General features: G+C 37.1%; 26 protein-coding genes, 1 pseudogene, 1 riboswitch and 1 other annotated feature. Of the genes and pseudogenes, 15 read left to right on the plus strand and 12 right to left on the minus strand.

Translation table 11 applies throughout. From position 1 onward, the window contains the following. Nucleotides 1–127 precede the first annotated feature (127 nt). Both LDK52_RS05025 and LDK52_RS05030 read left to right on the plus strand, forming a co-directional pair. Nucleotides 128–517 carry an NUDIX hydrolase gene (locus LDK52_RS05025; RefSeq protein ID WP_277584855.1) on the plus strand — a complete coding sequence of 130 codons (390 nt, stop codon included), beginning with the start codon at nucleotides 128–130 and terminating at the stop codon, nucleotides 515–517. Between the two features lie 74 nt (nucleotides 518–591). Further along, nucleotides 592–1,455: an AraC family transcriptional regulator gene (locus LDK52_RS05030; RefSeq protein WP_277584856.1), complete on the plus strand. Its 864-nt coding sequence runs from the start codon at nucleotides 592–594 to the stop codon at nucleotides 1,453–1,455. A gap of 54 nt (nucleotides 1,456–1,509) precedes the next feature. On the opposite strand, the pseudogene LDK52_RS05035 reads toward LDK52_RS05030, so the two are convergent. Continuing rightward, a pseudogene (locus LDK52_RS05035) lies at nucleotides 1,510–1,620 on the minus strand (VOC family protein); the annotation flags it as partial. An 84-nt stretch (nucleotides 1,621–1,704) separates the two neighbouring features. Here LDK52_RS05035 and LDK52_RS05040 point away from each other — a divergent pair. Beyond that, the gene (locus LDK52_RS05040) at nucleotides 1,705–2,178 is read left to right on the plus strand and encodes a VanZ family protein (protein ID WP_277584857.1); all 474 of its coding nucleotides are present in this window, start codon (nucleotides 1,705–1,707) and stop codon (nucleotides 2,176–2,178) included. Nucleotides 2,179–2,243: 65 nt separating this feature from the next. On the opposite strand, the gene LDK52_RS05045 is transcribed toward LDK52_RS05040, so the two are convergent. The 3 genes from LDK52_RS05045 to LDK52_RS05055 are packed head-to-tail and all read right to left on the minus strand — an operon-like array spanning nucleotide 2,244 to nucleotide 3,918. After that, entirely contained in the window at nucleotides 2,244–2,537 is a 294-nt protein-coding gene (locus tag LDK52_RS05045) for a nucleotide pyrophosphohydrolase (protein ID WP_277584858.1), read from the minus strand. A 1-nt stretch (nucleotide 2,538) separates the two neighbouring features. Next, nucleotides 2,539–3,357 carry a class I SAM-dependent methyltransferase gene (locus tag LDK52_RS05050; protein ID WP_277584859.1) on the minus strand — a complete coding sequence of 273 codons (819 nt, stop codon included), beginning with the start codon at nucleotides 3,355–3,357 and terminating at the stop codon, nucleotides 2,539–2,541. 54 nt (nucleotides 3,358–3,411) lie between these two features. Next, entirely contained in the window at nucleotides 3,412–3,918 is a 507-nt protein-coding gene (locus LDK52_RS05055) for a GNAT family N-acetyltransferase (protein ID WP_277584860.1), read from the minus strand. A 172-nt stretch (nucleotides 3,919–4,090) separates the two neighbouring features. On the opposite strand from LDK52_RS05055, the gene LDK52_RS05060 reads away from it, so the two are divergent. After that, nucleotides 4,091–4,939 (plus strand): DegV family protein, encoded by an 849-nt coding sequence (locus tag LDK52_RS05060; protein ID WP_277584861.1) that lies wholly within the window; start codon nucleotides 4,091–4,093, stop codon nucleotides 4,937–4,939. Nucleotides 4,940–4,949: 10 nt separating this feature from the next. Here LDK52_RS05060 and LDK52_RS05065 read toward each other — a convergent pair whose 3' ends face one another. The 4 genes from LDK52_RS05065 to LDK52_RS05080 form a co-directional block, all read right to left on the minus strand. After that, nucleotides 4,950–5,699, minus strand: coding sequence for a GNAT family N-acetyltransferase (locus LDK52_RS05065; RefSeq protein WP_277584862.1), 750 nt, complete (start codon nucleotides 5,697–5,699; stop codon nucleotides 4,950–4,952). Nucleotides 5,700–5,771: 72 nt separating this feature from the next. Continuing rightward, nucleotides 5,772–6,974 carry a threonine--tRNA ligase gene (gene thrS / locus LDK52_RS05070; RefSeq protein WP_277584863.1) on the minus strand — a complete coding sequence of 401 codons (1,203 nt, stop codon included), beginning with the start codon at nucleotides 6,972–6,974 and terminating at the stop codon, nucleotides 5,772–5,774. Between the two features lie 57 nt (nucleotides 6,975–7,031). Beyond that, nucleotides 7,032–7,258 (minus strand) — a binding site (T-box leader). Between the two features lie 314 nt (nucleotides 7,259–7,572). After that, nucleotides 7,573–8,910: an FAD-dependent oxidoreductase gene (locus LDK52_RS05075; protein ID WP_277584864.1), complete on the minus strand. Its 1,338-nt coding sequence runs from the start codon at nucleotides 8,908–8,910 to the stop codon at nucleotides 7,573–7,575. A 175-nt stretch (nucleotides 8,911–9,085) separates the two neighbouring features. Then, the gene (locus tag LDK52_RS05080; protein ID WP_277584865.1) at nucleotides 9,086–11,122 is read right to left on the minus strand and encodes a catalase; all 2,037 of its coding nucleotides are present in this window, start codon (nucleotides 11,120–11,122) and stop codon (nucleotides 9,086–9,088) included. Between the two features lie 160 nt (nucleotides 11,123–11,282). Further along, nucleotides 11,283–11,383, plus strand: a riboswitch (SAM riboswitch). Between the two features lie 99 nt (nucleotides 11,384–11,482). Between LDK52_RS05080 and LDK52_RS05085 the strand changes: the two genes are divergently transcribed. From LDK52_RS05085 to LDK52_RS05105, 5 genes are all read left to right on the plus strand, one after another. Then, a complete protein-coding gene (locus LDK52_RS05085) occupies nucleotides 11,483–12,664 on the plus strand; it encodes an acyl-CoA dehydrogenase family protein (RefSeq protein WP_277584866.1) in 1,182 nt (393 codons plus the stop codon). 144 nt (nucleotides 12,665–12,808) lie between these two features. Further along, a complete protein-coding gene (locus tag LDK52_RS05090; RefSeq protein ID WP_277584867.1) occupies nucleotides 12,809–13,666 on the plus strand; it encodes a transporter substrate-binding domain-containing protein in 858 nt (285 codons plus the stop codon). A gap of 86 nt (nucleotides 13,667–13,752) precedes the next feature. Beyond that, the gene (locus tag LDK52_RS05095; protein ID WP_277584868.1) at nucleotides 13,753–14,460 is read left to right on the plus strand and encodes an amino acid ABC transporter permease; all 708 of its coding nucleotides are present in this window, start codon (nucleotides 13,753–13,755) and stop codon (nucleotides 14,458–14,460) included. Nucleotides 14,461–14,472: 12 nt separating this feature from the next. Beyond that, the gene (locus LDK52_RS05100; RefSeq protein WP_277584869.1) at nucleotides 14,473–15,186 is read left to right on the plus strand and encodes an amino acid ABC transporter permease; all 714 of its coding nucleotides are present in this window, start codon (nucleotides 14,473–14,475) and stop codon (nucleotides 15,184–15,186) included. Nucleotides 15,187–15,199: 13 nt separating this feature from the next. Beyond that, nucleotides 15,200–15,955 (plus strand): amino acid ABC transporter ATP-binding protein, encoded by a 756-nt coding sequence (locus LDK52_RS05105; RefSeq protein WP_277584870.1) that lies wholly within the window; start codon nucleotides 15,200–15,202, stop codon nucleotides 15,953–15,955. Between the two features lie 60 nt (nucleotides 15,956–16,015). Here LDK52_RS05105 and fabI read toward each other — a convergent pair whose 3' ends face one another. Then, the gene (gene fabI, locus LDK52_RS05110; protein WP_277584871.1) at nucleotides 16,016–16,795 is read right to left on the minus strand and encodes an enoyl-ACP reductase FabI; all 780 of its coding nucleotides are present in this window, start codon (nucleotides 16,793–16,795) and stop codon (nucleotides 16,016–16,018) included. A gap of 263 nt (nucleotides 16,796–17,058) precedes the next feature. Here fabI and LDK52_RS05115 point away from each other — a divergent pair, with 263 nt between their 5' ends. Next, nucleotides 17,059–17,382 carry a PadR family transcriptional regulator gene (locus LDK52_RS05115; protein WP_407081783.1) on the plus strand — a complete coding sequence of 108 codons (324 nt, stop codon included), beginning with the start codon at nucleotides 17,059–17,061 and terminating at the stop codon, nucleotides 17,380–17,382. Between the two features lies 1 nt (nucleotide 17,383). Continuing rightward, nucleotides 17,384–17,908 (plus strand): DUF2812 domain-containing protein, encoded by a 525-nt coding sequence (locus LDK52_RS05120; protein WP_277584872.1) that lies wholly within the window; start codon nucleotides 17,384–17,386, stop codon nucleotides 17,906–17,908. Between the two features lie 96 nt (nucleotides 17,909–18,004). On the opposite strand, the gene LDK52_RS05125 is transcribed toward LDK52_RS05120, so the two are convergent. From LDK52_RS05125 to LDK52_RS05135, 3 genes are all read right to left on the minus strand, one after another. After that, nucleotides 18,005–19,717 (minus strand): GMC family oxidoreductase, encoded by a 1,713-nt coding sequence (locus tag LDK52_RS05125; protein WP_277584873.1) that lies wholly within the window; start codon nucleotides 19,715–19,717, stop codon nucleotides 18,005–18,007. A 23-nt stretch (nucleotides 19,718–19,740) separates the two neighbouring features. Then, on the minus strand, nucleotides 19,741–20,481 hold the full coding sequence (locus tag LDK52_RS05130) for a gluconate 2-dehydrogenase subunit 3 family protein (protein ID WP_277584874.1): 741 nt from the start codon (nucleotides 20,479–20,481) through the stop codon (nucleotides 19,741–19,743). A gap of 417 nt (nucleotides 20,482–20,898) precedes the next feature. After that, the gene (locus LDK52_RS05135) at nucleotides 20,899–21,804 is read right to left on the minus strand and encodes a MerR family transcriptional regulator (protein ID WP_277584875.1); all 906 of its coding nucleotides are present in this window, start codon (nucleotides 21,802–21,804) and stop codon (nucleotides 20,899–20,901) included. A 154-nt stretch (nucleotides 21,805–21,958) separates the two neighbouring features. Here LDK52_RS05135 and LDK52_RS05140 point away from each other — a divergent pair, with 154 nt between their 5' ends. The 4 genes from LDK52_RS05140 (at nucleotide 21,959) to LDK52_RS05155 (ending at nucleotide 25,625) form a co-directional block, all read left to right on the plus strand. Beyond that, nucleotides 21,959–22,408 (plus strand): hypothetical protein, encoded by a 450-nt coding sequence (locus LDK52_RS05140; RefSeq protein ID WP_277584876.1) that lies wholly within the window; start codon nucleotides 21,959–21,961, stop codon nucleotides 22,406–22,408. A 127-nt stretch (nucleotides 22,409–22,535) separates the two neighbouring features. Then, nucleotides 22,536–23,606, plus strand: a complete 1,071-nt coding sequence (locus LDK52_RS05145; RefSeq protein ID WP_277584877.1) for an ABC transporter permease — start codon at nucleotides 22,536–22,538, stop codon at nucleotides 23,604–23,606. A gap of 4 nt (nucleotides 23,607–23,610) precedes the next feature. Beyond that, a complete protein-coding gene (locus LDK52_RS05150) occupies nucleotides 23,611–24,297 on the plus strand; it encodes an ABC transporter ATP-binding protein (protein ID WP_277584878.1) in 687 nt (228 codons plus the stop codon). Between the two features lie 152 nt (nucleotides 24,298–24,449). Continuing rightward, nucleotides 24,450–25,625, plus strand: coding sequence for an aminotransferase class I/II-fold pyridoxal phosphate-dependent enzyme (locus LDK52_RS05155; RefSeq protein ID WP_277584879.1), 1,176 nt, complete (start codon nucleotides 24,450–24,452; stop codon nucleotides 25,623–25,625). The last annotated feature ends 17 nt before the right edge of the window (nucleotides 25,626–25,642 follow it).

Here is a 25,642-nt window from a genome sequence, read left to right on the forward strand (position 1 = left end):
ATTGCTTCAAAATATTCTCACTGTTGGGTATTCAAAATTTCTTTTTTATCATCCCTTTTCATATCTTCTTTTCCATCTTTCCATATATAATAAAAGATAACTTAGTTTCCATAGGATGGTGAGAAAAATGAGAGATCGTGGAGCAACTATCATTATAGAAAACGGCCAAGTAGCACTCATTAAACGAACGAAACCTCATATGACCTATTACGTGTTCCCGGGAGGAGGACTAGAAAAAGGTGAAACACCAGAGCAAGCGGCGATTCGTGAAACATTTGAAGAGATTGGCGTACACGTAAGAATCCAGCGTCCTTTTAAAATTCTAGAACAAAGCGGCACTCAACACTTTTTTCTTGCAGATATAATCGGTGGACAGTTCGGGCCAGGAATCGGTGAAGAATATACGCGTCCATCTTCCGAAAGAGGCGGCTACGAACCTATATGGTTAGATATAAAAGATTTGTCGTCTCTGGATGTACGTCCTAAAGAAATTACCGAACTAATTACAGACGACTAGCAGTCCAATAACCGCACAGAATGACAGGACTGCCTCTATGTTTTCCACTAAGATACATATAAGGAGTGGAGCCAATGGGATGGGTTGAGTCGATTCAGCAAGCAATAAGCTATATAGAGGATCATTTACTAGAGGATTTATCGATGGAACAAATTGCTAAGGAAGCAAATTCTTCTGTTTTCCATTTTCAACGGACGTTTTCCATCCTAACGGATACGTCCCTCGGAGACTACATTCGAAGAAGGCGCCTAACTTTAGCTGCGCAAGAATTGCTAAATACGGACAATAAAATAATCGATATCTCCTACAAATACGGCTATGACACTCCTGAATCCTTCACAAAAGCATTCCGTAAGCAAAACGGGATAACGCCTAGTGAAGCAAGAAAAAGTATAGGGAAAATAATTTCCTATAACCGCCTGATCATTCAGGTAAATTTGAAGGGGGCAGAACCGATGAAGTATAAAATTGTAGAGAAAGAAAGCTTTCAGGCTGTCGGAGTGAAAAGAATATATAACTGCAAGAATGGAGATAATACACGGGGTATTCCTTTGTTTTGGGATGATGTACATGCAGATGGTACAAATGATTTGTTGTTCCAATTAAACAATGGAGAAATTGAAGGGGTACTCGGGGTTTGCGTTGCAGATGCGGCATATCAAGAAAACAGCTTAATTGAGTATTGGATAGCAGCTGATCATGTAGGCGAAGTCCCAGAAAACTTAGCAGCTATTACAATCCCTGCATCTAAGTGGGTAGTGTTCGAGGTACATGGCCCGATGCCAAATGCTATGCAGAATACATGGAAACAAATATATGCCGAGTGGTTTCCGTCCAATCCGTATGAACCTGCAGGAACACCGGAACTGGAAGTATATTTCGATGACAATCCTTCTAGCGAAAATTATTACTCAGAAATTTGGATACCAATTAAATAACAGTAAAACCCGAGGTGCACGATGTCCCTTGGGCTTTCATATATAACCGCAGTATTATTTTAAATTAAGTTGCCACGAAATACCAAACTTATCTTGAACCCAACCATTTTTTTGACTGAATCCATAATTTCCTATTGGCATTAAAGCTTGTCCACCATCTAGTAGGAGATTACCATCGCCATCACTCTAACAAGTACAATAGTTTTCCCACTGCATGAAAATTCGTCATTTTTATGCTAATCTCAGTATATGAAAAAACTTATACCTCTTTTACTATTACTTGTTGTTGTATTTTTAGCATCAGGGCAAACAGCTGAACAACAATCTATGCAGGATATCTTAAAGGATTGGCTCCCAAACAAACCATTCGAATCTTTTCTCAGCCTTTTTCAAGTTCCATACTGGGGTATTCTTGTTTCTGTGGAAGAGCGTGGATATTATGCTTTTGTAGAGTTTTTAATACGAAAAGGAACCCATTTCATTTATTTTGGAATCATTGCTTTAGCGATTTATATTGCATTACCTAGATTTAAGTATCGGAAGGTTACAGCGGTCGTGATCACTATGCTTCTCGCTATTGCCGATGAATTTAGACAATCTTTGACAAGTGGTCGTACGGCTTCTTTCCAAGATGTACTATTAGATACATCTGGGGCAATTGCTGCACTATTGTTCATGTCCTTTATTCAATGGTTTAAGCATAGAAAAAACGTTGACCGATAAAAGGCCAACGTTTTTTTCTTGAAAATAATATGTATACTAAAGGGATATCTCCTTGCCACACCCTATCACTCCTTGGGATATTTCAATGCATTTTTCTTCATTTTTTGCTGTGCCGCTTCTTTCAAGTCAATCCCAAGAACATCAGCAAATTGGAGGAGATAAATGAATACATCCGCTGCTTCGTCAGCAATTGCTTGTTTGTCTTTTTTTATCGCATCCTCTGCACTAGCCCATTGAAAATGCTCTAAAAGTTCACTTGCTTCTAAAGAAATTGAAATAGCTAGGCTACGAGCATCATGATTTCCTCCCCAACCTCGTTCATCTCGGAATTCCTTAATTTCTTCTGTTAATTGTTTCATATTATTCTCCAGCCTTTGCTATAAATGCATACGTGTTCATCGATGGGACTTTACTTTGATTTCTTACGTCTTCTAATAGATACATTTCTGATTGTATTAAAGCTTTATATTTAGCTGGTAAGTGGCTATCTGATTCAATTAACTCTTTGTAATCAGTTAATGTAGCGTCTATTTCCCATTTGCCATCTTGAAGATGAGTAGAGTCGATCGTTTTTTCCGATATTATTTCCCAACTAGCATTTCCTGCAATTTGTTGAATGTCTTTTGGTGTAAATAATGTTCGAACATTGGATAGACTACTTTCTGCAAAACATTCATACTGGGCTTGAATGAGTACCGATAAGAAATGAGGGAGTTGCTCATCTGTCTGAACTCTCGTGTCCCATTCAGCAAAACATAATATGTTTGTCCATTTTTTGATTTTCTTTAATATTTCAAGGAATTCCTCCGGTGATTTTAAGTACCAAGAACAATGAGACAGTACAATATAATCAAAATATTTTTCTGGGAAATCGACTTCAGCACTAAGTATATCCATTTCAAAGTCTACCTTAATACGATTTCCCAAGGATGAGTTCTTCAAAAAGTTAATGGAATCTCCAAGAGTAACTGGGCTACCATAGTCAGGAGGAGCTATATCTATTCCATGAACAAATCCTGTCTCTCCAACTATGTGAGCCAAAACTGCGGTTGTGTCTCCTTGCCCACAGCCAATCTCCAACACTTTGGTCCCAGCTTTAATATTCCAAAAATCTACTAACTTTAGTCGATGCTCCGTTTGTACTGTCTGAATAGTTGAATCAAATTCATTCTTCGGCATGCAATTTACAATTTCTTCGATAATATGTGTATTTATTTCAATTCCTCCTCATGCTCATTTCAAAATTAACGACATATGATGTTCTTCGTAATAAGTATCCCCAACTTTTAATGCCATCTCTTCTGTTCCAAATACAACAAATCCTAATTTATGATACAAATTCTTTGCTATATCATTACTTGATACTACGCAGAGATTTATCTTTTCAATTTCGTGACTATCTTTCGCTTGGTCAATCGCCAATTCCATTAAGGACTTACCTATACCTTTTCCTCTGCCAGCTAGACTAACATACATTGCGAAGATGTTGGCACGATGCTTCATCTTCAAGCTACTCTCCTGTGTAAGAGTGACCATTCCGATTAATTTATATTGATCGAATGCCCCAAACGTATAATTCCCTTTTACTTTTAAATTTCCTTTTACTCGTTCAATTGGATTGTCCCTTTGAATTGCTTCTTCGTAGCTAGTACCAAAAGCTTCTGGACTATTTTGCAATGCTTCTAATCTTAACTCCCAATATGCACTCGCATCTTCAGCTACTAATCTTCTAAATTCCAATCTAATACCTCCTCACTCTTCTTCTCATCATAATCTACTCTCCTAACTAATTATGTTCAAAATATGAACTAGATTCCGAAATATCGACAAAACATGACATCTAACACTATTGCTAGTATTAAGTCTGCTGTACAGTAGCGCTAAGAGAAATACAAAAAGGAGCCCTAAAATTATGGACAAAAAAGTCGCTTGGATTACTGATACTGCCGCTTTATTGGATCCAACTTTCATTGAAAAACATAATATATATGTCCTTCCCTTAAATATCGTATTTGAAGATGGTGCTTTTAAAGAAACAATTGATATGACACATGAAGAATTTTATGACAAGCTACGCACGGCAACAGTTCATCCAAAAACTTCACAGCCTCCAATCGGTGAGATGGTGCAATTATATGAAGAGTTAAAAGCAAAAGGATACGACTGTGCCGTTGCTGTTCACGTATCCAGTGAGTTATCAGGAACCTATAATAGCTCACAAACTGCTTCGAAAATGGCAAATTTTAAAGTGTATTCGATTGACTCTAAAATAGGATCTTATCCAATGGTCAAAATGTTAGAAGTCGGCAAGCAAATGATAGAAGCAAATCACGACGTAGAGAAAGTTGTTGCTCATATTGAAAATATGACTAATAACTCCGAATTATCCTTTATACCATCTAGCTTAACTCAACTTCATAAAAGTGGTCGTGTATCAGGCACCCAAGCTTTTCTAAGTAATCTTCTAAACATAAAAGTTGTCATTTCTTTCGATAACGCAAAAGTAGTGATGAAAGAAAAGGTTCGTGCAAATAAGAGAGCCAAGACATATGTAATGAACTTGCTGCGCAATGATATGAAAATATCCAAGGTTCCAGAGGTTGCCGTTATTAACTGCAATAATACGACTGATGCTAGAACGTGGAAAGAAGAATTGCTACAGGAATTCCCTAAACTAAAAGTGATTGTTCTTCCTCTTAGTGCATGTGTGGGCGTACATGCCGGAGAAGGAACAACTGGACTTAGCTGGGTTAGATATTAATGAGTTTGTGCTACTGCACAAACTCTTTTTTTAATAAGGAGCAAATTGCCTCATCACAAAAGCGTCCTTTTTCAAACGCAGATTTTCGAAAAGTTCCTTCATAAACAAAACCAGCTTTTTCTAGCGTTTTTTTAGATGCTCTATTATCAGGAGCAAAGAGAGCTTCAATACGATTTAAATCCATTAACTCGAAACCGTAACCTAAAATGGGCTGTAACACCTCTATCATAATGCCTTTACGCCAAAACTCTGGTGCCACTTCAAAACCAATCTCTGCTTTATAATGTTTCTTTTCCCAATTGTGATATCCACAACTACCGATAATCTTATTCTCTTCCTTCGTAGCAATTCCCCAGCGAATCCCCTCTTTTTTTAGATATTTCTTTTGCCAATTCCCTATTAATACCTTTGCTTCTTTAACGTCTTTAAATGTGTCCAAATCATAATACTTCGTAACCTCATCCTTTGAAAAGTAATGAAAAACCTCTTTTGCATCACTAATTTCAATTGGGCGCAATATAAATCGTTCTGTTTCTAATGTTGGAAATCTTTTTTTATGATTATCATGGATAAGTAAAGCTACAAATTGAGCAATTGCTATTACACCAGCTAATATACTGAAAATAATACTGACCCAGACATAATTGGCAATTTCTCCATTTCCAATTGGACCCACCCTCGGCTGATACATTGAATATATTCCCCATGCATTTCCAGCGATAATAGCGAATCCCGCAAACAATAACATCCATTTTGCCATTATATGACCTCCATAGAGTTTCATTCGTTACATGTAGCCGAAAATCCTTTTAGAATGACAACATTTAATATTTCACTCTTTCTTGTCCTCTTTTAACTTCTCTATAAATGCTGAAACACTCATATCTCCCAAAACACCTACTTTATGTTGTCGAACAGAAACTGCACTATTTTCCATTTCATTATCCCCAATAATGAGCATATACGGATGTTTTTGCATTGCAGCTTCACGAATTTTTAACCCAATTTTCTCTACCCGGTTATCTATCTCGACTCGATACCCTTCTTGCTCAAGTTGCCACTTTACGTTCTCTGCATACTCTTTATGCGCATCGGCAATTGGCAATATTTTGACTTGAATTGGGGATAACCACAGCGGAAAGCTACCTTGAAAATGCTCTAAAAGAATGGCTATGAATCGTTCGATGGATCCGTAAATCGCCCGATGAATCATAATCGGTTGTCGTAATTGATTGTCCTCATCGATATACTTACAGCCAAACTTTTCAGGCATTTGAAAGTCCAACTGAACAGTTCCACATTGCCAACTACGCCCCGAGGCATCTAATATATGAAAATCAATTTTTGGACCATAAAATGCTCCATCTCCCTCATTTATCTGGTATTCAACCTGCTTTTGCTGAAGAACTGTTTCAAGCGCTTGCTCCGCTTTATCCCAAATGTCTACTGACCCCATATAGTTTTCTGGACGAGTTGATAGCTCTACTTTATAGATAAAGCCAAATTCTGAGTAAAATTCATCTACAAGATCTAGCACCTTCGCTATTTCACTTTCAATCTGCTCCTCCAAAACAAATAGATGGGCATCATCTTGAGTGAATGCTCTAACTCGTAATAATCCATTCAACGATCCAGAAAGCTCATGACGATGAACTAACCCTAGCTCGGCATATCGAATCGGTAGCTCTCGGTAGCTTCTTCGTTTACTATTAAAAATTAAAACGGCCCCAGGACAATTCATTGGTTTAATTGCATATTTTTGATCATCCACATCTGCAAAATACATATTTTCATGGTAGTGATCCCAATGCCCTGACTTTTCCCAGAGCTCCTGTTTCATCATAATGGGAGTTTTAATCTCTTGGTATCCTGCTCGATGATGCTTTACTCTCCATAGGTTTTCAAGTTCATTTCGCAATATCATTCCTTTTGGTAGATAAAACGGCATTCCTGGTGCTTCCTCCATCGACATAAACAATTCTAATTGTTGCCCTAAATTTTGATGACTTACTCTTTCTTCCGCTTTCACTGACATATTAATTCCTCCATTTACTAATTTTTTTCCTAACAAAAAAGACCACACCCATCCCAGTAAAGGGACGAGTGTGGTCGTGGTTCCACCCTAATTTGCAACACAAAAAAATCTGTTGCGCTCATACAAGATAACGGTTTCCCGATTATGGATAATTACATAAATGTGTTCCCCATAATTGCTCCAAGGTGGTAAATCATTTGCATTTCTTTAAGGGCTTTCAGTCGGCGACCCCATTCTCTGATAAGAAAGTGAAAAACAATTCATATCCTTTTCTTCGCTTGAATATTAAATTTATATACAAAAAGACCACACCCATCCCGGTAAAGGGACGAGTGTGGTCGTGGTTCCACCCTAATTTGCAACACAAAAACGTTGCGCTCTTATAAGATAACGGTTTCCCGATTATGGTTAGTTACCAAAAGGCGTTCCCCATAATTGCTCCAAGGTGGTAAACCATTCGTTTTCCTTTAAGGGCTTTCAGTCGGTGACCCCATTCTCTAATAAGAAAATTATAAATGATTCATATCCTTTTCTTCGCTTGTTACTTTTATTTTTCTTAGTATATGCAACAAACTTCAAATAGTCAAACATTAATTTTTTATTTTTCCGTAGTGATGCGCTTCGCCATTTGTTGCAGGGGATCCCAAACTCCATTAAACGGAGGGGCATATGCGAGATCAAGATCCAATAACTCGGAAAAGGTCATATAGTGATAGAGTGCAGTTGCTAATACATCAATCCTTTTATCTACACCATTTCCTCCAATAATCTGACCACCTATGAGTTGTTGGTTATCCTTACGATAAATCAGCTTCATATGCATCGTTTCTTTGCCAGGATAATAACCTGCGATGTCTGTCGCTTCCTGAGTATGCACATCATAGGAAATACCAAGCTGTTTCGCTTCTTTCTCAGACAAACCAGTTCTTCCGAGAGCCAAATCAAAAAATTTCATGATGGATGTGCCAACGATTCCTTTAAACTCAGTAGGTTGACCTAGCATATTTAATCCAGCCATTCGCCCTTGTTTATTAGCAGTTGTTCCTAAAGGAATATAATCATTCAGTTGTTTAATACGATGAAAATGAGTGGCACAATCTCCTGCCGCGTAAATATTGTCCAAATTCGTTTCTAAATGATCATTTACTACAATTGCTCCATTCTGATGCAATTGTATGCTAGTCCCCTCTAAAAATCCCGTTGTAGGTTTAACTCCTACGGCTATTAAAACTAAGTCGGTTGGGTAACTTCCTTTATCTGTCTTCACATTGTTTACTCGCGTATCTCCCGTGAAAGATTGAACCTCTTCATTTAATATCACTTCCACATGATGTTCCTTTGCATGCTCATGTATAAAACATGCTATATCTTGATCAAATATACCTGCAAGCTGATCTCCTCTTTGGATAATGCGTACTTTTTTTCCAATACTCACAAAGTTTTCAGCCATTTCTAATCCGATATATCCTCCGCCAATTATAGTAACCTGTTGAACATTTTCTAAATCGGCAATTATCGCCTCTGTATTTGGAATCGTTTTAATCGTATGAATACCTAACAAATGATTTCCATCCAAATCAGGGATAACCGGGGTAGCACCAGTTGCAATAAGTAAACGGTCATAATTTAATATAAAATTATCTCTCGTTTGCAGAATGTTCCCTGACACTGTTTTATTGTTAGGATCTACATGTGTCACTTCATATCCAGTTTTTGCATCAATACCGTATTTACTACGGAACATTTCTACACTTCGTGCTATAACGTCTGTCGAAGATGCTACTTGTTTACCTACTACATAGGGCAAACCACACTGTCCATAGGAATAAATATGTCCTTTTTCCAATGTCGTAATTCTAGCATCCGGATCATTACGTACAATTTCCATTGCCGCACTCATCCCTGCAGCGTCTCCACCGATTATTACGTAGTGCATGAAGTTTCCTCCTTTGACTTTCCTTATTACTCTTTCTATATTCAACGATAACTTCCCTTCAAGTATTAGTGAATAGTTATGTTTGTTATACGCTTAAAATTTTCTTTTATTTCCTTCACTATCTTATTCTATATAAAAAAGCATGCCCTAATAGGACTTGCCCAAAATAATTTGTTTATACTGCTCGGTTCCAGAAACGATGTGCAGCAATGGCATTCAAGAAACTGTCTACAAAGCTTTTACCAGTTTCTTTAGAAAGAACACCAGCTTGACCAGTGAAGTGCAGATTATCAACTAGTTGCTCTCCACTAAATGTAGCACCAATCGGTTTGAAATGTGCATAAGCTTCCTTAATGAAATAAGATGCCTCTTTTTCAAACATGGCCGTTTTACCATGTGAGCTTGCTACATATACTGCATCAAATAATACAGAATCCGCGGTTAGGAAAGTATGGTCAACTGGTAGCATCGTTCCATCCGCTCCAATTACTGATCCATGATGATCACTCACTATTTCTGGCATTGTTCCACCTGCTTTTAAGTCTGCAAGAATCTCAGCTAAATCCTCTTCAAATCCTTCTCCAACTAAAACAGCAATTTTTCGTGTTTGTGGTTTCATAACAGTATTCAACTGACTAAGTGCTGGAGAAGACTTAGTATTAGTGGCAGTACTTACTCCTTGAACTACAAGTCCTAAGTTTTCCGCTACCTTACTCGCTAAATCCAAATCTACTTGTGTGAACATCTCTAGTACTTGTTGACGAACAGTGAGTTCTTTACATTTACCAAGTTCGAAGCTAAATGCACTGACAATATGTTCTTTTTCTGGGCTACTCATACTATTCCAGAATAATGTAGCTTGGGAGAAATGGTCTTTAAAGCTCTCACTTCGCGCCCGAACTTTTCGAGCATCTATTTTTTCCTGGAAATGCGTATACCCACCTTCTGCTTCACTAACAGGTGTTGGGGTATTCCCCGCAAGAGAGTTTTTATGATAACTCACTCTGCCTACATTAATCGATTGTCTACCATACCCGTCACGTTGATTGTTATGGAATGGGCAAACTGGTCTGTTTATCGGAAGCTCATGGAAATTAGGTCCTCCAAGACGTATTAATTGTGTATCTGTATAGGAGAATAATCGCCCTTGAAGTAGAGGATCATTTGAGAAGTCTATTCCTGGCACAACGCTTCCTGGATGGAATGCTACTTGCTCGGTTTCGGCAAATACATTATCTACGTTGCGATTTAACGTCATCTTCCCGAATATTTTAACTGGAATTTCTTCCTCTGGCCAAAGTTTAGTAGGATCTAAAATATCAAAATCAAATTTAAATTCATCTTCCTCTGCAATTAGTTGGACTCCAAATTCATACTCTGGAAAATCACCATTATCAATCGCATCATATAAGTCACGACGATGGAAATCTGGATCTTTCCCATTTATTTTTTGCGCTTCATCCCATACAACTGAATGGGTACCAAGTAACGGTTTCCAATGGAATTTCACAAAATGGGATTTGCCAGCCTCGTTAATGAAACGGAATGTATTTACACCGAACCCTTCCATCATACGGAAGCTACGTGGAATTGCACGGTCAGACATAGCCCACATTATCATATGTGCTGTCTCCTGATTGTTGGCAACAAAATCCCAAAACGTATCATGAGCAGTAGCTGCTTGCGGAATTTCATTATGTGGCTCTGGTTTTAAAGCATGCACCAAGTCCGGAAACTTAATAGCATCTTGAATGAAAAAGACAGGAATATTATTTGCTACTAAATCATAATTTCCTTCTTCCGTATAAAACTTCGTTGCAAATCCTCGTGCATCTCGTGCTAATTCCCCAGAACCACGCGAACCCGCTACAGTAGAAAACCTTACAAAAACAGGCGTCTTGGTGCCAGGTGTTTGTAGAAATTTCGCTTTCGTAAACTCACTTGCTGACTCATATACTTCAAATTCTCCGTGAGCACCATAACCTCTAGCATGTACTACACGTTCTGGAATACGTTCATGATCAAAATGCGTCATTTTTTCACGAAAATGGAAATCTTCTAGCAAAGTAGGGCCTCGTTCTCCTGCTTTCAGAGAGAATTCATCCTCGGATACTTTTAACCCTTGATTTGTAGTCATTGCTTGTCCTTGATCGTCCACACGGAATTCTTCTAATTGTTCATCTTTGCTATTTCCAGTTACTTTCTTATCCAAACAAACTCCTCCTCTATTTATATATACAATATTGTTAATACCCAAAATGATTTTCCAAAAACCTATAAATAAAATACAATTTTAATTCCTATTAAAACAATATGAATTACTATTGACTTCATCTAGATGAAGTAGTACGATTATTTAAATAACTCCATACTACTTATTAAGAGATGCTGAGGGACTGATCCGTTGATGCTTCAGAAACACCCAATATGAAGGTTTGGCGCTACTTCCAGCAAGATACTTGAGAGATAAGTGAACATAAAACTACTTATTTTTTTCTCGAAAGGGTTTTTTATTTACCTTAAATACCAACTTAACTTATTGGAATAACTTAAATTGAAGGAGACGACATTTGTGAATAATTTATATATCAAAACAGAAAAACAGCAGCAATGGATTGATCGGTTATATGAGTTAGAAGATAGATTCAAAAGTAAATCTGCCGAAATTGATGAGCAATCTATTTTCCCGAAAGAAAACGTGGAAGATTTAATCCAACTTGGTTATGCAAGCCTTACGCTTCCCGAATCATATGGCGGTGATGGGTTTTCTGTCTACGATATGGTTCTTTTACAAGAAACACTTGCCAGCTTTGATGCAAATACTGCGTTATCCGTTGGGTGGAGCTTAGGTGTTGTTGGTGAGTTATTCGAAAATAAGCTTTGGACGAAGGAGAAATTAGACTTTTTCGCGGCAGAGGTTTTAAATGGTGCACTTGTAAATCGGTCTGTCAGTGAAGCTCAAACTGGAAGCCCTACGCGTGGAGGTAGACCTGGAACTACTGCTATAAAGAATGGAGATACATGGGTTTTAAATGGTCGGAAGATATTCACAACCGCCTCTCCCGTACTTTCCTACTTTTTAACATCTGCATGGATTGAAGAGAAAGAAAGAATTGGCTTCTTCCTCATTCCACGTGATACAGAAGGTCTTTCTATAGAAGAAACCTGGGATGTTGTATCCATGCGTGGAACTAGTAGTGATGACTTAATACTAAATAATGTAGTTGTACATGAATCGTATTTGGTAGAGCTCCCTCAATTCGCTAGTGGCGGGAAGATTAATGGTTGGCTCTTACATATACCAGCAACCTACCTTGGAATCGCACAGGCCGCAAGAGATTACGCAGTACATTTTGCCAATACACATTCACCGAATAGCCTAAATGGACCTATAGCACAATTACCAAATGTACAGCAGCTGATTGGAGAAATAGATTTAGAGCTTACGAAGTCTAGACTAGTCATTTACGGAGTTGCTTCTGCCTATGACAATGATTCTTCTAAAGAACTATTATCCAACGAAGTAAGCGTAGCGAAGCATATCGTTACTAATTCAGCAATTACTATTGTCGATAAAGCGATGCGTTTAGTTGGAGCGAAAAGCTTACAAAGAACAAATCCACTACAACGTTATTATAGAGATGTCCGGGCAGGACTTCATAACCCTCCTATGGATGATATGACGATTAAAAAACTAGCACTTTCAGCGTTAGAAGAGGAAAAAGTGAAACTTCAATCAGCAGACCCACGCTGATTATTAGTTGAACCATTCGGGCTTTTACGGGCAGTCGATCTTCCATTTACGTATTTTTACTTTTGTGTCTTGAAACGATAGTCTTACTGCCCGTTAAAGCGGGATAAAAATAAAAACTTAGTGAAACGATAAGGAGAATAAATTATGAATAAGTATTTTAAATTAGCGGCAGTTGGGTTAGCATCTATTACAATTTTAGCGGCATGTGGTTCGGAAGGCGCTTCCACTTCATCAGAAGGTGGAGATGGAGATGTTCGCAAAGTAAAAGTAGCATATGACATGGCATCTAAACCCATTTCTTGGTTAGATGACAGCGGAAATGCCACTGGATATGATGTGGAAGTTATGAAACTAGTAGATGAACTACTTCCAGAATACGAATTTGAATATGTCGGAACTACAAGTGATGATCTATTGATCGGTGTAGAGCAAGGCAAGTTCCAAGTTGGTGTGAAAAATGCATTTTGGACAGAGGAACGCACAGAGAAGTTTATTTTCCCTAAGGAATTCCTAGGTTTAAGTAGTGCAGGTCTCGTATTGAAAAAAGAGAATGAGCATATAAAATCATTAGAGGACTTCGCTACTGCTGGGTACTCTTTAGCACCAATCGCAGCAAACAATGCACAGTATACAGTTATCGATGAATATAACAAAGCAAACCCCGATAATCCAGTTAAACTAGACGCTGGAGATGCATTTACAGTTGACGTAGTCCAATGGGTAAATGAAGGTCGCGTTGATGGTGGAGTAATTATTGAAGGACCATTCCAAAAACAAGTATTAGATGAAACTGGTCCTTATTACAACTTAAAAGATGAAGTTGTTTACAATGAATTTGCAGTCATTAAAACATGGCCTTTATTCAATAAAAAAGAGCAAGAATTTGCAGACGCATATGACAAAGCTATTAAACAATTACATGAAGAAAAGAAAACAAACGAACTTAGCACTGAATTCTACAGTCGCGATCTTTTTGAAGTGTTAGGGAATGTAGAAAGATAATACCGAATACCGAATTCCTATCAAGGCTGTCTAGCGTAGGATGCGCTGGCAGCCTTTCAAAATTTTATAGGGGGAATAATGCGTAAATGGAAAAGTACTTTGATATATCATACATTTGGAATTCATTACCGGTATTACTTCCATTTTTAAGAGTAACTTTCATGGTTGCGGGCTTATCCATTATTTTCGGCACTTTCTTCGGGTTAATACTTGCGGTTATGAAACTTGGAAAGAGTAAAGTTGCTCAAAAAATAGCCAATTTCTATACAACGGTTTTAAGATGTACTCCATCAATCGTGCTATTGTTTTTAGTGTATTACGGTGTACCTGCCTTAGCCGATAATTTCGGGTTATATTTACATGATTTAAATACAGCAGTGTTTGTAGTTATTACGTTTACCCTACAATTCGCGGCTATTATGTCAGAGGTTATTAGATCTGCCTATGAGTCCATTGAAAAAGGGCAATTTGAAGCGGCTGTTAGCGTTGGTTTAAGCCCCCTTCAAGCATATAGACGAATTATTTTCCCACAAGCACTTGTTGTCGGTCTTCCTAACTTCGGAAATGGCCTTATCGCATTACTTCAAGAAGGTTCTCTTGCTTACACGATTGGCTTAATCGATATTGTTGGTAAAGCCAATTTAATCATTGCAGCAAACTACAATACGCATGCCTTAGAAATCTTCATCGCTCTTGCAGTTGTTTATTGGGTTATATCCATACTAATAGAAAAATTCTTTGGAAAGCTTGAAAAAGTCTTTAGCAAAGGAAAGCAAACAATTAACACGAATTGAGGAGTGTAAATAATGTCGGAAGGTTTAAATTATACGTTTTTAATCGATACATTTTTCATCGCATTATCCGGTGTGCCTATTACGCTTCTCGTTACAATTGTAGCTTTGCTTTTTGCGCTACCATTAGGCTTTTTATTGGCTTTAACACGCATCAATCAAGTACCCATATTAAACTGGTTCTCCAGAATATATGTTTCCTTTGTAAGAGGGACACCGATTATTATACAAATTTTCATCGTTTATGCAAGCGTACCCTTAATACTTTCCCTATTTTTCGAAAAATATAATATCAATATAAATGTCTATAATATCAACCCTATTTGGTACGCTTTTATCGTATTCTCTTTCAGCACTACTGCTATATTAATAGAAGTATTTAGATCGGCTCTAAGCACCGTCAACAAAGGACAACTCGAGGCAGCTCAATCAGTTGGTCTTTCGAATTTCCAAGCATACCGTCGAATCGTTATACCTCAGGCGCTAGTCGTGGCAATGCCTAATATTTGTACAGCTACCGTGAATCTAATAAAAGCTACATCACTCGGATATGCTATGTCCTTACAGGAAATCACATTGAAGGCGAAAGTAGCAGCAAACGTAGGGTATAACTATGTGGAAGCTTATATAGATATTTTCCTTGTATATATTATTCTGTGTAGCCTTGTCGAATACGGATTCAAATTATATGAAAAACGCCTACGCAGATACAAATATGTGAGCGCTTAAGGAGGATTATCGAATGTTAAAGATCAAGGATATTCATAAATCATTTGGAAAAAATGAGATATTAAAGGGAGTCGACCTTTCTATTGATAAAGGAGATGTAGTAGTCATTCTGGGTCCTAGTGGTTCTGGGAAAACGACACTACTACGCTGCATCAATTTCTTAGAAACAGCTGATAGTGGCAAAGCAACTTTTGGCGATTTACAAGTAGATTTGCATGACGCATCTAAAAAAGATATCCATACCATCCGACAAAAAACAGCTTTCGTATTTCAAAATTATAATTTATTTAATAATAAAACAGCGATAGAAAACGTCACGGAGGGTCTCATCATTGGTCGTAAAATACCTAAAGCGGAGGCTAATAATATTGGTAAAAAAGCACTAGACAAAGTAGGTTTATCGGACAAATATGATTCCTATCCGAGTCTGCTTTCGGGGGGTCAGCAACAACGTGTTGGAATTGCACGAGCAGTAGCGTTAAACCCCGATATTATTCTATTTGATGAACCAACCTCTGCATTAGACCCAGAATTAGTTGGTGAAGTACTAACAGTCATGAAAAATATTGCCAATGAAGGTACTACTATGTTAGTAGTTACACATGAAATGTCCTTTGCAAAGGATGTCGCTAATCGAGTTATCTTTATGGATGGCGGAGTGGTAGTCGAAGAAGGTACCCCACATGATATTTTCGTAAGTCCAAAAGAAGAGCGCACAAAGAAGTTCTTAAAACGCGTGTTACCAGAGGATTACACATTTTATATTTAGGAAAATAAAAAGCGACGGAAAATGAAAATCATTTTCCGTCGCTTTTTTATGAATATCAATTTAGCCCATAATATTATAGCCAGAATCCACGAAGATGACCTCACCTGTTACACCACTGGATAAATTACTTAATAGCGCAACCGTCATATCGCCAACTTCTTGCTGAGTCACATTACGTTTTAATGGGGACTTTTCTTCAATTTGGTGCAAAATTGTATTGAAAGAAGATATTCCTTTAGCCGCAAGTGTTCTTACTGCTCCAGCAGAAACAGCATTTATGCGAACATTATTTTTCCCTAAGTCCAAAGCTAAATACTTAACAGATGCTTCTAGAGATGCTTTAGCGATCCCCATTACATTATATCCCTCTAGTACACGTTCAGCCCCTAAATAGGTCATTGTTACAATAGATCCGCCTTCGGTCATAAGAGGGGTTGCTTCTCTAGCCGCAGCAATAAGCGAATAAGCACTTGTATCTTGGGCAAAAGCATAGCCTTCTCTTGAAGTTTGTAAAAAATCACCTTTTAAATCTTCTGCATGTGCAAAAGCAACAGAGTGAACTAAGCCATGAATCACTCCAACATCTTGTCCAATTTTTTGGAACGCAGTCTTCATACTATCATCACTATTTACATCACATTCTACTATTAGTTTTGCCTCTAAATTATTATCTTTTAATAACTTTTCTATTTTTCCTAGCGAACGTTCTTTACGGTATGTAAAGATGACATTTGCACCCACTTCAAATAGTGATTTCGCTACTCCCCATGCAAGGCTACGCTCATTTGCAACACCCATAACAACAATATTTTTATCCTTTAATTGAATTAAGTCTCTCATAAGTCCCTCCAAATTATTATCGTCATATATTATACCTGTTATTAGTACCTGGTTATTATTTCAATCATACCATAAACTCTCCTATTTGTAATAAAATCATTTTTTTTATTACAAAATTAACTGGATTAATATCGCAAATAAATAGGCTAATTGGGGATACATAGAAATTTGACAAGTATATCGGTTGCTGATATATTTTAAATAATTATATATCGGATAACGATATAACGTAAGGTGATATGTTTTGAAAGGAGAAATATATTTTGGCTGAGAGCAGCGAACACCAACCTTTAACAGAGGCCGTTTATTATATCCTGTTGGCACTTCATACACCAATGCATGGATATGCGATTATGCAATTTACAAAAGAAATCAGCAATGGACGGATGAATTTGGGGCCTGGAACTTTATATGGAGCTATTAAGACGATGCTAGAAAAAAGATGGATTCAAGCCGTTGAAACAGAAGCAGACAGCCGAAAAAAGGAATATGAAGTGACACTCATCGGTAAACAAGTCGTGCAGAATGAAATGGAACGGTTGCAAGAGCTCGTGAAGAATGGCAAACACATAACAAGGGGTGAGTAGGTTGGAGATAACGAAACTAAGACTTTTCATCAATTATGAAAAAGAAGAGCAATGGCTGAACAAAATGGCTGCCGAGGGACTAAATCTCAGCAGTTATAAATTTGGACGCTATACTTTCGAGGAAGGACCTCCAGGAGAATATATCTACAGGCTCGAATTATTGAAAGGCGAGCCAACAGATGAACAATCTAGAGATTACTTAGCCTTTATGGAAGATTACGGAGTCGAATGTGTGGATACCTACATGAACTGGGCATTTTTCCGAAAAAAATCAACAGAAGGTCCGTTTGAAATTTATTCGGATTTCGATTCTATAATTGGTCATTATAAGAGAGTCACTTATTTATTGGGTACTGTTGGAGTGGTAAACCTTTTCATTGCATTGTTTAATGTTACTTTATCGCAATATAATATGTATCTATCTATTGTAAACTTTATCATCTTTGTTCTCTTCATACCGATTCTCCTGTCGTATATACGGAAAATTAATGATTTGAAAAAAGAACAGGCTCTCTATGAAAAATAAACTTCCGTTCAAAAAACCAACTACTTTAGAAATAATAGTTGGTTTCTTTATATTATGGAATTCTGACATTTTAATCACACTTAAGCTCAATACATATTAAACGAGTGAACCTCCCGATTTACTATATTTAATAATCCCTTCAGCACTGCGATAGGCTAGAGCTGCTACCGTTCCAGTAGGATTGTAACCGCCATTATGTGGAAAATTCCCTGCCCCTATTACAAACAAGTTCTCTGCATCCCAATGTTGTAAAAATGGATTTACTACACTATTTTCTGGACTAGCCCCCATAATAGTCCCACCCGTATTATGAGTCGTCTGATAACCTACAATATCATAATCAGTTATTGGCGCTTTTCCTTCTACCGTTTTTGCTCCCATTTCCTTCATGATATTTACAGTTTTTTCTGTAATAAACTTATGCAATGCTCTATCCTGATCTGTAAAATTATAGGTCATTTGTAAGAGTGGAAGACCATAGACATCCTTATATTTAGTGTCTAGGGATAGATAGTTCTCCTTATGGGGCATCGATGCACCCTGAGTTCCGATTGATAAAGACCGTGTATAATTGTAGATAGAATTTTTCTTAAACTCTGCTCCCCAAGTTGGTGTCCCTTGTTGTATTGGATTTGTTTCAATAGGTCTATATCCAGTTTGAGTTATGGAAATACTACCACCATGTATAAAATCTAAGTCGCTATGATCAAAATTATCTGCGTTAAAGTCATCAATTGTCATTCCAAGGGCTCCAGCCCCCATAAAGGTGTTCATTTGTTCTTCAAAGTATCCATTTGCACCAGGTAATATTTGATAACAATAATTTTTACCAAGCGTACCCTTTCCAGTTTCTGGGTCATATTGTTCACCAATATTAGATACCATAAGTAACTTGGCGTTATTCATAACGTAGCTTGCTAAAACAACTACTTCAGCTTCTTGGATAAACTCTTCTCCAGACTCAGTGTCCAAATACTTTACACCAGACACCTTATTTCCACTTTTTATGACCTCTACAACATTTGCATGAAACTTTGTCTCAAAATTACCGGTTTTGGTTGCGGTCGGAATAACGGTTATTTCGGGCGATGTTTTTGCTCCATATTCACAGCCAAATCGTTCACAAAAACCACAGTATTGACAAGCATTTATGACTTCTCCATCGGGATTTGTGTAGGGTTCTGATAAATTAGCAGATGGGAGCATAAAAGGCGAATATCCTAGTGATTTAGTTGCGCCTTCAAATTTCTTCAAAATAGGAGTTCTTTTCATAGGAGGAGTAGGGAAATCCTGCGCTCTCTTCCCCCAAAAAGGATTTTTATCTTCCCCAGAAATTCCAGCGGTCTGATCATATTTATAGAAATAAGGTTCCAATTCATCATAGGTAACGCCCCAGTCTTGAAGTAAATAATCACTAGATAATTTATTGGGACCATATTTTTCATCTGTCATCGTTTTAATTTGAAAATCATATGGATAAAATCTCCATGTATGTCCATTCCAATGTGTTCCCGAACCCCCAAGCCCATCACCGAGTAGGAATGAGCTCATCTGTCTCATAGGTAATGCAGGCATTTTTCGATTATTTCGAATGGTAATCGTCTCTTTTGCTACGTCCTGCATTAATTCGTAACGAATAGCATATCGATATTCGTCATGTATTTGCTGAAAGTCCTCTGTACCGCGTTTCCTTCCTCTTTCTAAACCAATTACCTTCAAACCAGCTTTTGCACATTCAGCTGCGATGATTCCTCCGGTCCAACCCAAACCAACGACAACCACGTCAACTTTTGCTAATGTTGTAGCCATAAATTTTATCCCTCTACTTTCCTTTACATTCCACCAAGTGGTTGTGGCTCAATTTTTTGGAACTTTTCCTTATCAATTACGTTAATATAGGACATTTGGTGACCAGGAAACTCTTTCATCTTCCAGCCATCCATATTTCGATTTCCACCATACATTGGATCTGCATAAGCACCCTCCAATGTCGCCGTGCGAATTAGACGGAAGAAAAATGCGGAAGTAACTCCTGTCATGGGAATTTCATCATTTTGAAAAGCTGTTAATATTTCATCCATTTGCTCTGCTTCTATACTAGAAAACCCTTTTTTAAATCGTTTGTTCGCTTCTTCATCCAATACGGCAATTCCCTGTCTAAAAATAGACGCTCTTGTCAATCGACTCTGATAACCTTGAGTTTTAGCACCTACAGCAAACGGTCCTTGCATGTATTCTTTCGTATTACTTCCATATTGTCCCGCCAGCTGGCGATCAATAAAATAAGGGACGCCTAATTCTATTGCCCCCGGCCCTATATCATCCTTTGGAAAGATACGTTCCGTTGCATTCGAGATTACATTAAATTCTCTTTGATTTTGAAAGAACTGAAATCCCCCATTAGTGCCCATTTCATGATTAGTATTGCCTGTATCAGATACATGCTGATCATCCTTATCGACATTTAACCCAACTAACCCACCTATTAACCCGCCACCTATTAATGCACCAGTTGCAATTCCTGTCGTTTTAAGAAAGTCTCTTCTTGAATAGTTTTTTGGTTTTTCTGTCATTTGCATTGACTCCTTCAAGATAATGTTCTTACTAGGAACTTCTTACAAAAGGATATACAAATCTATCTATTTCTAATCAGTTGATACGGAGTTAGTTCTAAAAATTTTTCAAAACATAAATGAGTCTAATGACCATACTTTTCAATGCAACAAAAAACCGGACAAAAAGATGCCCGGTCCTTGAAGCCCCGCAGGAACCTTTGAAAGGGACAAAGGCTAAGAGCGCCACATCGCGATCGCAACGCCTTCGTGACCAACATCCTGTTAGCCCGAGGAGATTGAAGCCGTGCCCACGGAAATCAATAGGATGATTCATTTTTTAGAGTTCTGTAAAACCAGTGTTCATACTGTATTTTTATATACTTTTTTAATCCTCAAAAAAGCTATTAGCTCTCCATTAAGAGCTAATAGCTTTTGTCATTTTGTATTGATAATTTGTTCCAAATCTTTGCTTATGTGAATGGATTTTAGTTTCTTTTCTTTTAAATACAGATGTGAACCCATACCACCTAAATAGAATGTAGTTTGTTCCTGTTCACTTGCAAATTGATCGAGTCGCCGGATTAGTTTAGAATCCTTTTCAAAAGGCAGTGTGGTTGACGCTGACAGCAACACTATTTTAGGCTTTAACTTTTGGACTAGTGATTCTATTGCACCTGGAGCTGGCGAAGCACCTATTAACACAGTTTTCCAACCCCTCAGCATGAACTGAAGCAATACGATATGCATGGGTAGCTCATGATGTTCATCCGGTAAACAAGCACCAATAACTAACGGCGCATCATCCCTTATCTGAAACGTTTTTCTTATTTGTATCAAGTAGTCACGAACACTCATACTAGATACTGCCTCTTGGTACTCATCCCACTCATCTCTTTCCCATCTGCCCCCTACTTCATGCAGGAAAGGAATAATCACTTTACTTATAAATACTTCTAACCCTAATTGATGGTAGGCTTGCTGTAATATGAGGTTTAGTTCAACCTCGTCACAATGACTGCCCTTTTCGAGTAACTGAATCACATAATCGTTAAAATTTCTGAATTCCGGTTGATCTGCTATAAAAAAAGATTCTACATTTTCAGGTTCTTTTTTTATCATTTCTACCGCTTGTTTAATAGAAAACCCTTTTTCTGAAAGTGTCTTTACTTTTAATAGTGCATTTACATCCTTTTCTCTATATACTCTATATCCATTTTCTAATCGTTCAGGTTGTACAATTTCATAACGTTCTTCCCATTTACGGATAACTTGTTTAGACAAACCAGTGACATCTGAAACCTGCTGAATCGTAAATATTCCAGTACTACGTGTTTGACTCATATACGTTACCCCCTCTCATTGACACTAATTAATATCCATTAATAATGTTGGTATGCTACATTATATTTAAAAATAGTATAACATTCAACATACGAACATTATACAATCATTTGACGAAGATGGTTTAGATTTTTTTGATAGGATGTGATAAAAAGTGAAGTTAAACGATAAATTTTTCTTAAAAGTTACACTAGATGGGATTATTACAGGCTTAGCATTAACTTTATTTTTCAAAGCTATTCAACTCGGGACTGGCTATAAGGTCTATACATTACTTTTGAACGTTGATTATTTACCAATATTAAAAGGGTTTAAATTTCCAGAAATAGTGGAAGTTCTATTTCATTTAATAGTGTCCATAGCACTTGCCGTAATTTTAGTACTGATAATACAACAGCTTCAAATAATATCTAACATTAAAATTATCGCCATATGTATGCTAACTTGCTTCATCATTGGGGCTCTCTACTTTCCAACAACTCTTTTATCAGATAGAACTCCACCCATTACTAGTATTCCATCACTAGTTTATTGGATAATAGGACATCTTTTGTATGGTTTCATTCTGGGTGTTTTATTGTCAAACAAGCACTCGAGCAGATAACCTCGTGCATAATGAGGTTATTTTTTATTTTGTATAATTAATTTAATAAAGATTATACAAACATTAGACGACAGGATTTTTTTATGTTATGCTTCTATTATCAAATTCACTAACAGGATGTGACCTTATGTTTTTAGCATGGAATGAAATTAAAAAGAATAAGCTTCGCTTTACATTAATCATGGGAGTACTGATGTTAGTATCCTATTTAGTATTTTTCTTATCAGGGTTAGCAACAGGATTAGCTAGCTTAAATAGAGAAGCGGTAGACAAATGGGATGCAACTGCAATTGTTCTAACCGAAGAATCAGATAAAAGTTTACCGCAATCTTCTCTTACCAATGAGGAAGTTGATGCTTTTAAAGACAACGAAACTGCTATTCTAGGACAATTAAATGCAATTGCCACAAATGGCGATGCCAAACAAAATATTTCTTTATTTGGTATAGATCCCGAGGAATTTATCATGCCTGATGTAACAGAAGGAGAAAAATTTGCAGGAATCAATGAAGTAATTGCAAGCGATACCCTAAAAGAAGATGGATTTGAACTAGGCGACGAACTTGAACTATCTTCTACTGAAGAAAAATTAACGATTGTAGGTTTTACAGATAGTGCACGTTTCAACGCTGCTCCAGTTCTTTACGGCGAATTAGCTACTTTCCAAAAAGTTAAGTTTGGCGAAGGTGTCGCAGAAGATGAAACACAAATAAATGGGATTGTTATTCGTGGAGATGACTTGTCTTCTATCACTACCTCCAATGAAGATTTGGAAGTAATTGAAGTAGAAACATTTATAGAAAACCTACCAGGATATACAGAGCAAGCCTTAACATTGAACTTTATGATCTATTTCTTGTTTGCTATTTCTTCTGTCATTGTAGCAATCTTTCTATATGTATTAACAGTTCAAAAGATTAGTATGTTCGGAGTTATGAAAGCACAAGGTATTTCTAACGGCTATTTATCTCGTTCCGTAATTGCACAAACATTTTTATTGGCATTCATTGGGGTAGTTGTTGGTTTTGCTCTAACACTCATTTCAGGTGCATTCTTACCAGCTGCAGTTCCTGTATCCTTTGATATTCCAACTATGATTATTTACGGGGTTATCCTAATAATCGTTGCTATCCTTGGAGCTGTATTCTCGGTGTTAACAATCGTAAAAATTGATCCGCTTAAAGCGATAGGAGGTTAATAATTTGGCTATTTTAGAACTTAATAACGTAAAAAAATCGTTCGGCACTGGACATAAACAAGTGGACGCTTTAAAAGAAACAAACTTTTCCGCTGAGGCCGGCGAGTTAATAGCAGTCATTGGTCCTTCAGGATCAGGTAAAAGTACTTTTTTAACGATTGCAGGAGGACTACAAACTCCTACAAGTGGTGGTATTTTAGTAAATAATCAGGATCTTGCTGATTTAAATGAAAAACAACGATCAAAAATTAGACTAAAAGAAATTGGATTTATCTTGCAAGCATCAAATCTTATACCTTTTTTAAATGTCGATAATCAAATGAAACTATTAGATAATGTAAAAAAAGATAATATGACAAAAGATGAATTGAATGCTTTATACGAAAATCTTGGCATTAAAGATTTACGAAAAAAATACCCTGCTGATTTATCTGGTGGGGAACGCCAACGTGTTGCAATCGCTAAAGCCTTATATAGCAAACCTTCCATACTCCTAGCAGATGAGCCTACTGCTTCGTTAGATTCTGAGAAAGCTTATGAAGTAATGGAACTATTAAAAAAAGAAACGAAACAAAATAAAACTACAACAATCGTCGTGACCCATGATACTCGCCTAATTGAGTATTGTGACAAAGTTTATGAAATGACTGATGGTGTACTAGAATTGAAGGAAAAACCTTCAAAAAATTAATATAATTTGAACCCTACGAATTTATGTTTAAACTCGTAGGTTTTTTTGTTTTCCGTCATTTGTGATATATTGTATACATGTTTTCTCACAATTTTATTAAAAATTATGATATCATAAAACATAAAATTTCATTTGCGTTAGGAGTGCTCGTATTGAAAGTTCAACCATCTACAAAAATGTCCTTATTTGAAAAAGCGATTTTTGGTGATTTGAAAGCCGCTGCAGCTGTCAAGCAAGCTCAAGGCTTTGAATTATATGACTTAAGCTTAGGTAGTCCTGACCTTCCACCAGATGAACGTGTAAGAAAAGTATTGTCAGATTTAAGCTATGCAACTGATACATATGGTTATATGCTTTCGGGAACTACACGCTTTAATGAGGCCGTTGCAGATTATTATAAACGTCGCTCCAATGTTGTATTGGATCCAAAGACACAGATTGTTCAAACGATGGGTTCACAAGAAGGACTTGTCCATCTTCCAATTGCCTTTTGTGATGTAGGTGATATTATCCTTACAACAAATCCGGGTTATGTAGCCTATGATGCAGGTATAAAACTTGCTGGTGCTGCACCCTATTATATGGAGTTATTAGAAGAAAACAGGTTTTTACCTGATTTAGATGCAATACCCGAAGAAATTGCGATGAAGGCAAAACTAATGATATTAAATTTACCTGGAAACCCAGTTCCGGCTATGCCTGATCCTATTTTCTTTGAAAAAGTCGTTGCCTTTGCCAATAAATACAATGTAATTATTCTACACGATGCGGCTTATTCAGAATTCTATTTTACCGGAGATTCACCAAGTAGCTTCCTATCTACACCAGGAGCCTTAGAAGTAGGGATGGAGATTAACTCTTTATCAAAATCCTTTAGCCTAGCTGGTACACGAATTGCTTATATTGCTGGAAATGCAGAGATGATCGATATTATGAAGCAGCTAAAGTCTAATTTAGATTTTGGGATTTACGGTCCGATTCAAGAAGCTGGTATTGTTGCCTTAAACCATGCAGAGGAAATAACAGATCATTTACGCAAGGTATTTTCAGAAAGACACGATTTCCTCAAAAATGCATTAACTGATCTTGGCTGGAAAGTTGCTCCTTCTACTGGTGGAATGTTTGTTTGGGCAAAATATCCATATGAGATGAATGACAAGGATTTCGTCTTTGAAGTAATTGATCAAACCGGTGTAGTGATGGTACCAGGAACCGTTTTCGGATCCGCTGGAGCAGGTTATGTTCGCGTTGCATTAGTACAGGATATTGATGTATTGCGACAAGCAGTGGAACAATTGAAGAAGTTAAAAGTACTTACTATTTGCTAAATATTATAGTTAAAAAG

The sequence above is a fragment of the Psychrobacillus antarcticus genome (assembly GCF_029533155.1).
GTDB classification, from domain to species: domain Bacteria; phylum Bacillota; class Bacilli; order Bacillales_A; family Planococcaceae; genus Psychrobacillus; species Psychrobacillus antarcticus.